Genomic DNA, 13,324 nt, shown 5'->3' with positions numbered 1-13,324 from the left:
AGAATTTTCGAATCTGCAGCTCAACTAACCTTTAAATGCCTGCCGATAGATATTGACCAGTTCTGTTACAAGTGGCTGCTTGGGATTGGCAATCGTATCTTGGTCATCAAAGGCATGTTCAGCAAGGATATTTAATTTTTTATCAAATTCATTCTGACTTATCCCTGTATCTTCAATGCTCATTGGCAATTCTAATTGTTTCATTAGGTTGATAACCGCTTGTATTAAACTCTCTACGCCTGCTTCGGATGTTTCAGCAGACAAACCTAGCATTCTTGCAATCTCAGCATAGCGCTGATCAGCAATAAAGTGTTCATATTTAGGGTATGTCATTAATTTATTCGGTTTTGCTGCATTGTAACGAATAACGTGAGGTAACAAAATGGCAATCGCACGACCATGTGCAATATTAAATTCTGCACCTAGTGCATGGGCCAAGCTATGATTAATTCCTAAAAATGAGTTAGCAAAAGCCATTCCTGCAATCGTAGAGGCGTTGTGCATTTTTTCCCTTGCAAGTTCATCATTACCGTCTCGATAAGCCCGAGGTAAATATTCAAATACTAACTGTATTGCTTTCAATGCTAACCCATCTGTAAAATCATTGGCTAATACTGAAACATATGATTCTATTGCATGTGTTAAAACATCCATCCCAGTATCTGCGGTAACATGCTTAGGGACGGTCACGACAAGCTGCGGATCAACAATTGCTAAATCTGGTGTTAATTGAAAGTCAGCCAACGGATACTTTATATTTGACTTTTTATCTGAAATCACTGAAAAGGAAGTTACTTCAGAACCTGTGCCAGAAGTGGTCGGAATAGCAACAAAGATTGCTTTGCTACGAAGCGCAGGAAATTTAACCACCCGTTTACTAGGGTCAAAGAATTTTTGCTTTAAGCTGTTAAAATCAGCGTCTGGATGTTCATAGAACAGCCACATTGCTTTGGCAGCATCCATTACCGAGCCGCCCCCAAGTGCAATGAGACAGTCAGGCTGGAATTTTTGCATCCTTTCTGCTCCATTCTTGACACTTTCAATGTCTGGCTCAGGTTCAATATCATATAAAACTTCATATTGGATAGGACTGGGATTTTTGTCTAATTGATAAAGCACTTTTTCAATAGAGCCATTTTTCATTTGACTAGCACTCGTTACGACAAACACTTTGGAGATTCCTGGAATGCCAGCAAGCACCTGAATCGAATTCCTTTCAAAAAATACTTGTGATGGAACTTTAAACCATTGAGTCATGTTTCTCCTTTTTGCCACCTTCTTAATGTTTAGTAAATTTTCTGCTCCTACATTCTGAGACACAGAGTTCCCACCATAGGTTCCGCAACCAATCGTTAAAGACGGCAAAGATGTGTTATAGATATCACCAATCGCACCGTGTGTCGATGGTGTATTAACCATAATTCTTCCAGCTTTCATTCGAAGGGCAAAGGTATCAATCACATTCTGGTCAGCTGTATGAATAGCAGCTGAGTGTCCAAGTCCCCCATATTCAAGTGTTTCTTCAGCAATAAGCAGCCCTTCAGCTAAACTATTCACTTTATAACAGGCGAGTATAGGGCTTAACTTTTCACAGGATAATGGGAATTTTGGACCAACTCCTTTTAACTCAGCCACTAGTATTTTCGTATCTACAGGAACATTGACACCTGCCATCTTTGCAATCATATGGGCAGGCAATCCGACAATCATAGGATTTAAAGAAGCACTTTTTTCGTCTATAACTGCTTTTTCAATCAATTGTTTTTCTTCATTATTTAAGAAATAACACTGATTTTCGATCATTTCCCTTTTTACCTCTTCAAATACCTCATGATCGATTATAAGTGCCTGTTCGGAGGCACATATCATACCGTTATCGAACGTTTTAGAAAGAATGATGTCATTTACGGCACGTTTGATTTTTGCAGTCTTTTCAATATAACAGGGAACATTGCCCGCACCAACACCAAGAGCGGGTTTACCTGAGCTATAAGCTGCTTTTACTAAATTTGGTCCCCCCGTAGCTAAAATAAGTGAAATCTTCGGATGCTTCATTAGGAGTTGAAACGCGTCATGAGATGGAACATCAATCCATTGTATACAATTCTCTGGTGCCCCAGCCTTTACGGCTGCTTCTCTGAGAAGTTGTGCTGTTTCGACACAACACCTTTGAGCATATTTCGGAAAAGCAAAGATAATTGGATTTCTTGTCTTAAGCGATATTAATGATTTAAAAATAACCGTGGATGTTGGATTCGTTATAGGAATAACCCCAGCTATTACTCCCACTGGCTCAGCCATCTCTACCATGCCTTCGTGCTCGTTTTCACGAATGACTCCGACTGTTTTTAGATCTCTTATATTGTTGTAGATATACTCTGTTGCAAACATATTTTTGAAAACTTTATCTTCATAGACCCCTCTTCTTGTTTCTTCCACCGCTAGCTTTGCTAAGTCTTTGTGATGATTGAGTGCTGTATAGGCCATTTGCTTAACGATCTCATCCACCATTTTCTGATTGTAACAACGAAACTCAGCTAAGGCTTTAGCGGAATTGTTAGCCAGAATCTCAATCATTGCCACTACATTTTGTTTTTCTTGTACAACTAATTCTTTAACTGCCATAGAACTATCCCTCCAAATCTAGCTTTTCAAGCAGGCACTTTTTTAAAATTAACCCTTCTATTCCTTTAATCTTTTCTGGCTAAAATATATCATGTTCAATAATGCAGAATTTGTCGGATTATGATCAAAAACGAATGAATATTCATTCATTTTTTAATATTTCACAGAATGTTCAAAACTAATTTCATTTACAAAATGAAAAAACGCTCCTCACCTTAACGGGTGAGAAGCGTTTATACAAATCAACCTGTATTACGTAAACCTGCTGAGATTCCACTAATGGTTAATAGTACCTCAATTAATAACTCTTCCGATGGTTCGTTTTGACTTCTTAATTCCTTAATTAATTCTACCTGTAAAAAGTTTAATGGATCAACATAAGGATTTCGACGATAGACTGAGTCTTTAATGTTTGGTGTATGATCTAGTAATTCTTTATCCCCTGTGATTTTGAGAAGAATTGCTTTTGTCTTTTCATATTCTTCAAGGATATTCGAGAAAATTCTCTCAGCTATTTTCTGATCTTCCACTAGTGTTAAATATTCTTTCGCAGTTGTGATATCTGCCTTCATCAATGCCATTTGCAGATTATCAATCGTGGATCGGAAAAATGGCCAATTTACATACATTTGTTGTAATTGTTGTAAATTTTGTTCACTTTTTAAAGCATAACTTTCTAAACCTGTTCCTGCGGCATACCAAGCTGGAAGGAGCTGCCTGCTTTGTGTCCAAGCAAAAACCCATGGAATAGCTCTTAAATCCTCGAAGCGACCGCGGTTTTTTCTGCTCATTGGTCTTGAACCGATGTTTAAGTCTCCAAGTTCCCTTAATGGGGTTGCTTCATTAAAATAGGTTAAGAAGTCTGCATCTCCAAAAACGAGTGATTGATATTTTTTTAGTGCTGCGTCAGAAATCTCCTCAATAGCAGTCTCCCAACATTCATCCCTTAAATCCCCAGGCTCTGCCTCTTTTGATACGTGTGCCGTTGCGAGCATTAGAGTAGAAGTTGCTTGTTCTAAGCTTCGATAGGCAATGTCTTCAAGCAAATAGCGGGAAGATAGGACTTCACCCTGCTCCGTAATTTTTACTCCATCACCAATTGTTTCGGCAGGTTGTGAAAGCAGGCTTTTATTTAACGGACCGCCTCCTCGCCCAAGCGAACCGCCTCGGCCATGGAAAAACTTTAATCCTATGTGGTACTTGCTTGCCATTTCATGAATTTCAAGCTGAGCCTTATAGAGCTTCCAGTTTGCCGTTAATGTACCGCCGTCTTTACTGCCGTCGGAATATCCAAGCATAATCTCCTGCTGGTCATTCATTACTTTTAAGTGATTACGATATACAGGCATTTGGAACAATGTTTCCATAATCTTAGGGCCTGCTGTTAAATCATCAATCGTTTCTAGCAGTGGGGCTACATTTAATTGGCTTTCAACTGTCCCATCTGCATGAAGTCTATAAATTCCAGCCTCTTTCGCTAGAACCAGCACCTCAAGTAAATCACTCACTGATCTTGTCATACTTACAAGATAAACAGAAATGGAACGTTTTCCAAATTCTTTATGGGCATTCTTAATCATCTGAAACACCTGAATCATTTGCTGTGTTTCCGGTGTATAATCTTCGTTTAATAATAGAAGCGGCCGTGGGTCCATTAGGATATTTTCCAGGATTTTTACCTTTTCATCCTCAGAAAGCTGAGGATAATTATTCGTAATTTGTACTTTTCGTAAAATCTCCGAAATTGCAGCCTCATGCTCACCACTATGATTGCGAATGTCAAGTGTTGCTAGATGGAAACCAAAGAGTTGTACCTGACGGATTAGCTTTTGAATTGTTTTTAACTCATGCGCTGCAGGATGATGGTTATTTAAACTTCTTTTCACTACATATAAATCTTCTAATAATTCTTCAGCAGAATGGTAACCTAAATCTGATTTCCCCACTTGTTTCAATCGTTCGATAATAATAGCAAATTTTCGGCGGTATACCTCCCCTTTAACTGGCCATTTCTTATCTTCTGTCAGAAACTTGTCCTCTTCCATCTCAAGGGATTGGACTAATTCATCACTGACCTCTACCCGGGTAGTAGAATGACTATAACGTTTCATAAGATCAACTAATACATTTTTATATTTCTTTAAGACAAGCTTTCGCTGCTTATGTAACGTCTCCCACGTAACCTCCGGTGTTACGTTTGGGTTGCCGTCCCGGTCTCCGCCAATCCATGAGCCAAATCTGAGGAAATTAGGAACATCCCATTGTTTTGCGGAATAGTTCTTTTCTAAGCATATCTCAACTTCACGATGGATTTCTGGCAGGACTTCAAATAAGGTCTGATCAAAATAATACAGACCGTTCCGGACTTCATCCAGTACAGTTGGCTTATTATGGCGAAGTTCATCTGTCTGCCAGAGAATCGTTACTTCGTTAAATAAACTCTCTTCAAGTTTGCTGCGCTCTCTTTTTGTTATTAAAGGGTAGTCGAGTTTCTTCAAGATTACAGCAATACGTTGTTGTATTTCTAAGATTGATCGCTTTGCTGCCTCTGTTGGATGTGCAGTAATAACCAGCTCAAGAGATAACTTCTTTAATACCTCTTGAATCATATCTTCATTAAGATTATTCTCCTTTAAAGAAAGAATTGCACTTTCGATAGAATCTGGCTGAACAATTGAATCATCCTCAAGTTGATATTGTCGTCTTCTTCTAATACGGTGATTTTGTTCGGCGATATTTATCAAATGAAAATACATTGAGAATGCACGAATAACCTGCTTTCTCATTGGGCTATTAAGGTTTGCAATTTCTTCCTTTAATTCGGAATAGATTTCGGTATCAAAATGAGTTCTGAGTGTTTTACACATCAGTCGAATTTTTTCCACTTTATCAAAAAGTTCATTCCCACCATGGCTGACTAGGATCTCACCAAGAATTTGACCTAGTAATTTTACATCGCGGCGAAGTGGAAGACTGCTGTCATTCACTTTTAATTCTGTACTCATGCTTTCACCCTCCCTGTACTAGTAAATTTACTAAATTTTTTATTTATTAATATAACATAACTTTTAGTCTCATGTTAAAAAATTTTTTAATTATTTAAAAAAAACAATCCGAATTTCCCATCGGATTGCCAAATTTTATTACCTTTCGTTAAATTCTTCAAGTTTAGAGGCAATGGCAGATGCCACTTCTACTGATGATTTTGGAATCGCATTTTTAAAAAGTGAATTTGCCAATGAACCTAATGCCCCACTAGCATTTATTTCAAGAAACCCAGTAAGCAATGTTTTTTTCTGATTTACTGCATGTGCTTCAACATAACCTTCACCAATATATTTTTCATTGGAACGCCTTAACTCAAAGCTTATCCTTGTTGGTTCATTCCACTCTTTAATATCAATAATTAAACTTACCTTTTTTTTCATTATACCAAGGTCACTTTTAAATTCCCATGTTATAATATTTTTATTAATTTGCTCATGTTGTATATAACCAGGCACAAGCGGTGCCCAATTATTTGCATCCCTGATGAAATCCCAAATTACATTTATCGGGATAGCTAATTCTATTTGTTGTTTTTCGCTAGGCATTGGTATCCCTCTTTCATATTAAATCTAAAAGACCTTCAAAACTGAAGGTCTTTTTACAATTTATATGATTAATAGTGTCTTTATAGAAGAATGAAATTGCCAATGTCTAGTGAGCATATTCAACTAGAAATTCATGTATTCGAGCTGCTGCTTCTGACAGTCTCTCTGGGGGCTGTACTAATGCAATTCGAACATAGCCCTCGCCTTGTTTTCCGAACGCGTCACCAGGGATTACGGCTACGCCAGCGTGACTGATTAATTCAAAGGCGAATTGTCTCGATTTCCATCCAGCAGGGATTTTGGCCCAAAGAAACATCGTTGCTGGGGATTTAGCCAACTGCCAGCCGCTTTTTTCCAGTCCAGCCATAAGGGTATCTCTGCGAAACTCGTATTCTTTCACCTGCTCTTGAAGTATGGTGAAATTCGAAGTAAGTGCAGCAACAGCTGCCTTTTGAATAGGATAAAATACCCCATAATCAATTTGTGATTTAAAGGTTCCTAGAATATTTAAAGCTTGTCCATTGCCGACAGCGTAGCCAATCCGGCAGCCTGCTAAATTAAAGGTTTTTGATAGAGAATTAAATTCAATCCCAACCTCCTTAGCACCCGGAACAGACATGAAGCTTATTTGTGGATGGTTATCATAGATTAATTCAGAGTATGCGAAATCATGGACAATAAGAATATTATTACGTTTCGCAAAATTGATTACCTTTTCGAAAAAGCTTCTGTCAGCTAGTGCAGTTACCGGATTACCTGGATAACTAAGGATCATCATTTTGGTCTTTTCCAAGATTTGTTGAGGAATATCCTCAAGAACAGGTAAAAAGTTATTTTCTGCTAATAATGGCATAGAGTACAGGACACCGCCAGCAATAGTGACACTCGCTTCGTAAATAGGATAACCCGGGTCTGGTACTAAGACATAATCCCCTGGGTTAATTATCGCTGTTGCTAAATGAGCAAGTCCGTCCTGTGATCCCATTAATTGAAGTACTTCTTTTTCTGGATCGATATCTGCTCCATACCGCCGCTGATAAAAGAAAGATACAGCCTCATGAAATTCTGGAATACCCTTTAAGGTGTATCCGTAATTAACAGGGTTACTCGCATATTTTACAAGTTCTTCAACAACAAATGCAGGAGGTGGTAAATCAGGGCTCCCTACACTTAAATCGATAACATCAAGACCCCTGTTCAGTGCTTGCTGCTTAAGATCAGCTACCTCTTGAAAAATACTGGCTGTTAATTTTTGAACTTTAGTTGAAGCAACAAGATTCATAGATATAACCTCTCAATCATTTATATAACCCAAATATGTTTATTTTATTGATACATTTTAACAAAATTTCATCTATTAATAAAATTCTTTTAACTCCAATATTCTAAAAATGGTTGATTATCAATTCGACATCTTTTAAGATTTAGGATAATTGACAGTTTTATAATCGGGGGTAACGTGTGGGTGAAAACAATTCAGTATGTAATATTTATATTGGGATTAACCTTCTTTGGGTTAGGTAACGCAATAGCCGTTAAGGTGAAACATGTTGGTTTACATCCTTGGGAGGTCTTAAATGTGGCATTATATCAACATTTTGGGCTTACTATAGGGACTTGGGGTGTAATTTGCGGGTTAGTACTGGTTAGCATCTCTTATTTTACAGCAAGAAAATATATTAAAATTGGGACCTTTCTAAATGCCCTTTTAATTGGACCGATTATGGACTTTTTTCTATGGTTGGATTTTTTACCTGAGCCAACTAATTCTTGGGTCGATTATCTTATATTGTTATGTGCCATTGTCATTTCAGGAATAGGCGGCGGGATGTATGTCGCGGCAGGTCTTGGTGCCGGACCAAGAGATGGTTTTATGCTTTCCATTTCAAATAAAACGAAATTATCGGTAAGTCAAGCACGTATCCTAGTTGAAAGTTTGGTCTTAATCATCGGTTTACTTTTAGGAGGGCCAGTATTTATTGCCACCTTCCTATATACCTTTATCCAAAGTCCAGTATTCCAAAGGTCTTTGAGTCTTTTTAATAGCTTAATTGAAGCATTTAAAAATCGGAATAAACAAATTAGAGAAGACGTGTATTTATAAGTACACGCCTTCTCTAATTTTAACTAGATAACCTCTACTCTATCAGTACTGAAATCCTGATAGTATGTTTGATGAGATAAATTGTTTATATCATGTTCACTTGCCTCTTCAAAATAAGATGACAATTTTCCTTCATAGACTAATTCTAAAGAATTGGATTCTTTTATGTCATCTGGAGTAACTAATGATAGCGGCTTTTGTTTATTGATTTTAACCCCTGATTCCTGAAGAAGAGCGGCAACAAAGTGGGAACAAAAAAAAGCATTTTTTCGATCCAACTCCAAATTGAACATGACCGCGAATAGCCCCAAAAGATTATAGCGATAATCCCCTTTATTTTTCTCAATTTCTTCAATTTTCCGACAAATTACCTCATACTGTTTTTCAGATATCGTACAACAATATATAGCACAATCAGCATTGCGAAATATTCCACCACGGATATTTTCTCTGACAAATCCAGCTAGGAAAGGATTGCGAGGTCTTTTTCTTCCAAAACTATAAACATCCCATAATTGGTCATCTAATGCTATGGAAGCATGATTATGCGGCTTCTTCGTATAGAGTTTAATAATTTTTGTTAAAACCGTCCCAGTATCAGTAAGAAGTACGTAAATCTTCCTCATCCTATATTCCCCCTTCATTTTTCTATAGGAAGGGATTTCTCTCCTTATATCCCTTAATGAGTTTAATCTTAATTTATTTTAACGTGTAGTTCTTCAGGATTACACAATCTTGGGAATTATTTAAAGCTAAGACTTAAGCCGTAGGAAATTCTCTTTATGCTCATATATTATAATTTACTAAGATAAATTCCCTATAGACACACATTTTTCCTGTTTTTTTATAAAATTTTCCCATTTTAACATATTGAGCATAAAATAATACATTCATTGATGATAAGGGGTGTAATAAATGGGATTGTATATTAACAACGGTAAACATCCTACAGTTTATAAGAATAAGGAGAAGCTATCTGAACCAAATCAAAAGTTGGTGAGGAGAGATTTTCTTTCAGAAGTAATAGACGAGCAGCATCAGGCAAATGTTTCATTGATTAATGCCATAAATGAAATGAAACACCGGTTTCTTAACCAAGAGGTGGTACAAGCAAACAATTGGGATAAAATAGAAAATCAGTTAAATGAGATTAGCACTCGTAACCAAAAGCATGGTGAATATGAAGAATTAATTATCCATCTGTTGAAAACACAAGAGGAACTGCAAAAACAACTATCCGAAAAAATCAGTAAACAAGAAGATTTTCAAAAAGGGGTATTAACTCGGTTAGACCAACAAGAAGCATTGACGGAAAAAATCTCTCGGCAATTAAATCATATTCGCTCCATTTTATTTGAACGCACTAACTATCTTGCAGAAAAGATTGACGAAGGTTATAAAATTACATCTTCATATGTTTATAACTTAATGACTGGTTCAGACCAGCCCATAACATTTTATTTAATGAACAATAAAAAAGGGGAAAAACAGAAATAATCTCGGTGCCATAAACAATGGCACCATTTTTTTATAATCTATATTGTCTTTCTGCTTTAATCGCTCCAACTCTTCCATAAAAATGGACAAAGTTTTTCAAAATCTGTTTTCCGCATGAGGTTAATATCGATTCAGGGTGAAACTGAACACCTTCGAGTGGAAGTTCTTTGTGACGTATTGCCATGATTTCTCCATTCTCCGTCCATGCGGAGACCTCAAAACAGGCAGGCAGCGTCTCTCTCTTCACGATTAAGGAGTGATACCTCGTAGCCTGAAATGGATATGTCAGTCCTCTAAATATTGTTTTTCCATCATGGTATATATCAGAGGTTTTTCCATGCATTAATTTTGCAGCAGGGACAACATCCCCTTCATAAGCTTGAGCAATTGATTGATGCCCAAGACAAACTCCCAAAATGGGAATCATTCCTGAAAATTCCCTTATAACCTCTAGGCTTATTCCAGCTTCACTAGGATTACCTGGCCCCGGAGAAATCATTAAAAAATCAGGATCCAGCTTCCTAATATCATCTAAGGTGGTTTGGTCGTTCCGCTGTACGACTAAGTCCTCCCCCAGCTCCTTTAAGTATTGAACTAAGTTAAAGGTAAAAGAATCATAATTATCAACCATGAAAATCATTTGCTGCTCACCTATATCCCATTTTCTTCTTAGCTTCCGCTTTTTTCATCATACATGAATATCAAAAACAAAAGAAGCCCTTTCTAGTATGAAAAGGGCTTCCAATATAAATGAAGTCTGTTAGGTAACATATGCTATGAAATTTTCTTTAACTCCTCAGATAACTTGAGGAAAGCTTCTTTATTTCTTTCTTGTAGCGAGAGGTCGATTTCCTTACGGAGCACTTCTCTTCTAAATTCAATCAAGGCGTGGTTTAAAAACATCTCAGCAATTACAGAATCGTTGTTCTCATCAGTTTGTTGTGGTGAATTTAATAATCTCTTTTCCATGGAAATCAACTCCTTGAGCTTTTTTTAATTATACTGTTAATTATCTAAAAATTCAAACATTTTATTTGTTATTATCCAAAGAAATTTTTTCCTGCTTGGTAAACAGCATTTAATTTAAGAAAAATTTAATAGTTTATTTAGATTGCTTTTATATCTCCCGATTACACTGGGCTTGTAACAAACTAATGATTGGAGGAAATGTATATGAATAAGAAACTTTTAGCTGTTATCGGGATTAGTGGAACACTTATGTTAGGCAGTGTTTATTCGATTTCAGCGAATACATCGGGTTACGACCTTTACAAGGACGCCCTAAAGAAAACTCATACAGCTGAGAGCGCAACGTTGAATTTTAACCTAAATATCGAGGACAACAACAAATCCTTACTATCATCCCAATCCATTTTCAAATCAGACTCAGTGAATCAAGTAAACTCTATCTCAACTCGATTAGCCAATGAAACGGATGTTAGCAGCATGAACATGTACAAACAAGATGGAAATTGGTATTTGATGAAGGACGGACTTGATACAGTTTACAAAATGGATACCTCCAAGAATCCACATCACAGTAATACAGCTGAATTAAAGGATGATGTAGAGAATCTCATCGATGTTATGACAAAAAATCTTCAACAGCAAATTACAGTCGCTGAAAAGAAAAACGGCAATCACCTGATTGATCTAGATTTAACTGGAAAAGAAATTCCTCTTTCTGCAAATGCTTTGAGTACGTTAATGATTAAACATGCTGTCATGCTTCAAGACAAGAGCGATTCTAAAGGCTCAGACTTTCATATTAAGGCGAAGCTCCCTGAGTTAGATCACGATATTACAGTTAAGCAAGTTAAACTTACTGCGGAAGTGAACAAGGACAATTACATTAAACAGCAGACTGTCAAAGTAATCGTAACAGGAAAAGAAAAACAGGATACCAGCCATGAATTAGAACTTACAATTAATTTGGATGCATCTGACTACAATCAGACTATCGTAACCCCCGTTGGAATATCTGCCGATAAGGTAGTCGAATTCAATCACGGTAAATAGGATTCTCAATTTAGTAATTGATAGAGGGTGACAATTTTGGAAAAAGCAGTGGTTATTACAGGATTGGCAAAGCAATACTCAAATGGCAGAGGAATACAAAATATCAATTTAACGATAGAGCAAGGAGAAATAATCGGAATCCTTGGACCAAATGGAGCCGGTAAAACAACCTTATTAAAATGCCTGACCGGTCTATCTTCTCCAGATAGAGGAAAAGTCGAGATATTTGGCGTCGACCTTCTAAATAATTACAAGGAAGCAATAGGTCCTGTTGGTGCCTTAATTGGACCTGCTGCTGCTTATGAAAAAATGTCACCCTATAAAAATCTAAAAATGATTTCTCGCTTGTACTCTAGCATAACCGATTCAGACATTGAAATGGTATTACAACAGACTGGTTTAACTCCTTATAAAGACGAGAAAATTACCTCCTTTTCTATGGGCATGAAGCAGCGTTTTGGGATTGCCTCAGCACTTATTTCTAAGCCTCGCTTGATTGTTTTGGATGAACCAACGAATGGCTTAGATATTGATGGATTGCTATTGTTAAGAAAAACAATACAGCAAATATCAAGCCAATCCGGTGTAACCTTTGTTATTTCAAGTCATCATTTATCAGAGCTAGAAAAATTATGTAATCGTTTTTGTTTTCTCATCAATGGAGCCGTTTCATTATTTGAAGCAGGTAACGAGCCATTAGAGGATGTTTATGTCAGGAAAATTGAGGTGGCAGGGAAATGAACACGATCAAAGCAAATACTTTGAATGAAATGCAAAAGCTGCTGACAAAAAAGGGTACGAAGCTTTTTCTTCTCGCTTCGGTGCTTATTCCTGTACTGACTAAGATTCTTGTTAACAATCTATTTTTGACAGATTGGATGGCATTACCGGCTGAAAATATTAATATGACCTTGTTGGATTTATTTGTAACCATTTTAATACCTTTATTTATCTTTATCGCGGCGACAGATTTATTTACGAGGGAAGGTGAACGTGGAACTTTACTTCAAGTGAGACCAATTAGTCGAATGGAGCTTTTCGGATCAAAGGTAATCGCTATTAGTATTTTAAGCTTATTTATTCTTTTATTGGAATGGACAGCTGTGGTGGTTAGCAGCACTGTTTTTGATAAGGCTTTTGAGATAACTGCCATTCCTTCCAGCATAGGTGCCTTTGTTGTGTCCTGGTTTCCCATTCTCGTTCTAACAGCATTTGCTGTTATGCTGGCACTATTTGTCCATTCCAGTGTTCTTGCTGTTTCAGGAATGATTGTCCTATACTTAATCATGCTATTTATTCCATATGTGCTGCCTGGTTCACTATTTTTTCTGCCAACAGCCTATTTGGATTGGTATATGCAGTGGTTTGGCAATGTGTCAATTCGGTGGATGATACAAACTGTCACGTATTTGTGCTCTTCTTTCGCATTGTTTTTTACAGTTGGCTATTATATGTTTAATAGAAAAGAAGCCTAACTAGAGGGTGT

12 protein-coding genes are annotated in these 13,324 nt (G+C 36.9%); 5 read left to right on the top strand and 7 right to left on the bottom strand.

Annotated features, from left to right (window positions below; translation table 11 throughout):
- Positions 1 to 24: 24 nt before the first annotated feature.
- The 4 genes from adhE to BANA01_RS02340 form a co-directional block, all read right to left on the bottom strand.
- The gene (adhE, locus tag BANA01_RS02355) at positions 25 to 2,625 is read right to left on the bottom strand and encodes a bifunctional acetaldehyde-CoA/alcohol dehydrogenase (RefSeq protein ID WP_063251486.1); all 2,601 of its coding nucleotides are present in this window, start codon (positions 2,623 to 2,625) and stop codon (positions 25 to 27) included.
- A 242-nt stretch (positions 2,626 to 2,867) separates the two neighbouring features.
- Positions 2,868 to 5,630: a phosphoenolpyruvate carboxylase gene (gene ppc / locus BANA01_RS02350; protein ID WP_063251485.1), complete on the bottom strand. Its 2,763-nt coding sequence runs from the start codon at positions 5,628 to 5,630 to the stop codon at positions 2,868 to 2,870.
- Positions 5,631 to 5,768: 138 nt separating this feature from the next.
- Entirely contained in the window at positions 5,769 to 6,218 is a 450-nt protein-coding gene (locus BANA01_RS02345) for an SRPBCC family protein (protein ID WP_063251484.1), read from the bottom strand.
- 106 nt (positions 6,219 to 6,324) lie between these two features.
- The gene (locus BANA01_RS02340) at positions 6,325 to 7,500 is read right to left on the bottom strand and encodes an LL-diaminopimelate aminotransferase (RefSeq protein WP_063251483.1); all 1,176 of its coding nucleotides are present in this window, start codon (positions 7,498 to 7,500) and stop codon (positions 6,325 to 6,327) included.
- 177 nt (positions 7,501 to 7,677) lie between these two features.
- Between BANA01_RS02340 and BANA01_RS02335 the strand changes: the two genes are divergently transcribed.
- The gene (locus BANA01_RS02335; protein ID WP_063251482.1) at positions 7,678 to 8,322 is read left to right on the top strand and encodes a YczE/YyaS/YitT family protein; all 645 of its coding nucleotides are present in this window, start codon (positions 7,678 to 7,680) and stop codon (positions 8,320 to 8,322) included.
- A 23-nt stretch (positions 8,323 to 8,345) separates the two neighbouring features.
- On the opposite strand, the gene BANA01_RS02330 is transcribed toward BANA01_RS02335, so the two are convergent.
- Complete coding sequence (locus tag BANA01_RS02330; protein ID WP_063251481.1) at positions 8,346 to 8,948, bottom strand: hypothetical protein; 603 nt, start codon at positions 8,946 to 8,948, stop codon at positions 8,346 to 8,348.
- 289 nt (positions 8,949 to 9,237) lie between these two features.
- Between BANA01_RS02330 and BANA01_RS02325 the strand changes: the two genes are divergently transcribed.
- A complete protein-coding gene (locus BANA01_RS02325; protein WP_063251480.1) occupies positions 9,238 to 9,819 on the top strand; it encodes a hypothetical protein in 582 nt (193 codons plus the stop codon).
- A 31-nt stretch (positions 9,820 to 9,850) separates the two neighbouring features.
- On the opposite strand, the gene pabA is transcribed toward BANA01_RS02325, so the two are convergent.
- Both pabA and BANA01_RS02315 read right to left on the bottom strand, forming a co-directional pair.
- On the bottom strand, positions 9,851 to 10,459 hold the full coding sequence (pabA, locus tag BANA01_RS02320; protein ID WP_063251479.1) for an aminodeoxychorismate/anthranilate synthase component II: 609 nt from the start codon (positions 10,457 to 10,459) through the stop codon (positions 9,851 to 9,853).
- A gap of 134 nt (positions 10,460 to 10,593) precedes the next feature.
- Positions 10,594 to 10,788 (bottom strand): IDEAL domain-containing protein, encoded by a 195-nt coding sequence (locus tag BANA01_RS02315; RefSeq protein WP_063251478.1) that lies wholly within the window; start codon positions 10,786 to 10,788, stop codon positions 10,594 to 10,596.
- Positions 10,789 to 10,992: 204 nt separating this feature from the next.
- Between BANA01_RS02315 and BANA01_RS02310 the strand changes: the two genes are divergently transcribed.
- The 3 genes from BANA01_RS02310 to BANA01_RS02300 are packed head-to-tail and all read left to right on the top strand — an operon-like array spanning position 10,993 to position 13,313.
- Positions 10,993 to 11,838, top strand: coding sequence for a hypothetical protein (locus BANA01_RS02310; protein ID WP_063251477.1), 846 nt, complete (start codon positions 10,993 to 10,995; stop codon positions 11,836 to 11,838).
- Positions 11,839 to 11,874: 36 nt separating this feature from the next.
- The gene (locus BANA01_RS02305; RefSeq protein WP_063251476.1) at positions 11,875 to 12,579 is read left to right on the top strand and encodes an ABC transporter ATP-binding protein; all 705 of its coding nucleotides are present in this window, start codon (positions 11,875 to 11,877) and stop codon (positions 12,577 to 12,579) included.
- Complete coding sequence (locus BANA01_RS02300) at positions 12,576 to 13,313, top strand: ABC transporter permease subunit (RefSeq protein ID WP_063251475.1); 738 nt, start codon at positions 12,576 to 12,578, stop codon at positions 13,311 to 13,313. The genes BANA01_RS02305 and BANA01_RS02300 overlap by 4 nt, the downstream gene beginning before the upstream one ends.
- Positions 13,314 to 13,324 lie beyond the last annotated feature (11 nt).

It is taken from the genome of Neobacillus niacini NBRC 15566, assembly GCF_001591505.1.
Lineage (GTDB): Bacteria > Bacillota > Bacilli > Bacillales > Cytobacillaceae > Neobacillus > Neobacillus niacini.
Note: the sequence above shows the minus strand (reverse complement) of the source record. Positions and strands in the feature narration are given on the sequence as shown.

What these genes read in the sequence shown, in the direction of transcription:
- BANA01_RS02340 (WP_063251483.1), bottom strand. Translation starts at nt 7,500, where the DNA reads ATGAATCTTGTTGCTTCAACTAAAGTTCAAAAATTAACAGCCAGTATT.
- BANA01_RS02330 (WP_063251481.1), bottom strand. Translation starts at nt 8,948, where the DNA reads ATGAGGAAGATTTACGTACTTCTTACTGATACTGGGACGGTTTTAACA.
- BANA01_RS02300 (WP_063251475.1), top strand. Translation starts at nt 12,576, where the DNA reads ATGAACACGATCAAAGCAAATACTTTGAATGAAATGCAAAAGCTGCTG.
- BANA01_RS02325 (WP_063251480.1), top strand. Translation starts at nt 9,238, where the DNA reads ATGGGATTGTATATTAACAACGGTAAACATCCTACAGTTTATAAGAAT.
- ppc (WP_063251485.1), bottom strand. Translation starts at nt 5,630, where the DNA reads ATGAGTACAGAATTAAAAGTGAATGACAGCAGTCTTCCACTTCGCCGC.
- BANA01_RS02310 (WP_063251477.1), top strand. Translation starts at nt 10,993, where the DNA reads ATGAATAAGAAACTTTTAGCTGTTATCGGGATTAGTGGAACACTTATG.
- BANA01_RS02345 (WP_063251484.1), bottom strand. Translation starts at nt 6,218, where the DNA reads ATGCCTAGCGAAAAACAACAAATAGAATTAGCTATCCCGATAAATGTA.
- BANA01_RS02315 (WP_063251478.1), bottom strand. Translation starts at nt 10,788, where the DNA reads ATGGAAAAGAGATTATTAAATTCACCACAACAAACTGATGAGAACAAC.
- adhE (WP_063251486.1), bottom strand. Translation starts at nt 2,625, where the DNA reads ATGGCAGTTAAAGAATTAGTTGTACAAGAAAAACAAAATGTAGTGGCA.
- pabA (WP_063251479.1), bottom strand. Translation starts at nt 10,459, where the DNA reads ATGATTTTCATGGTTGATAATTATGATTCTTTTACCTTTAACTTAGTT.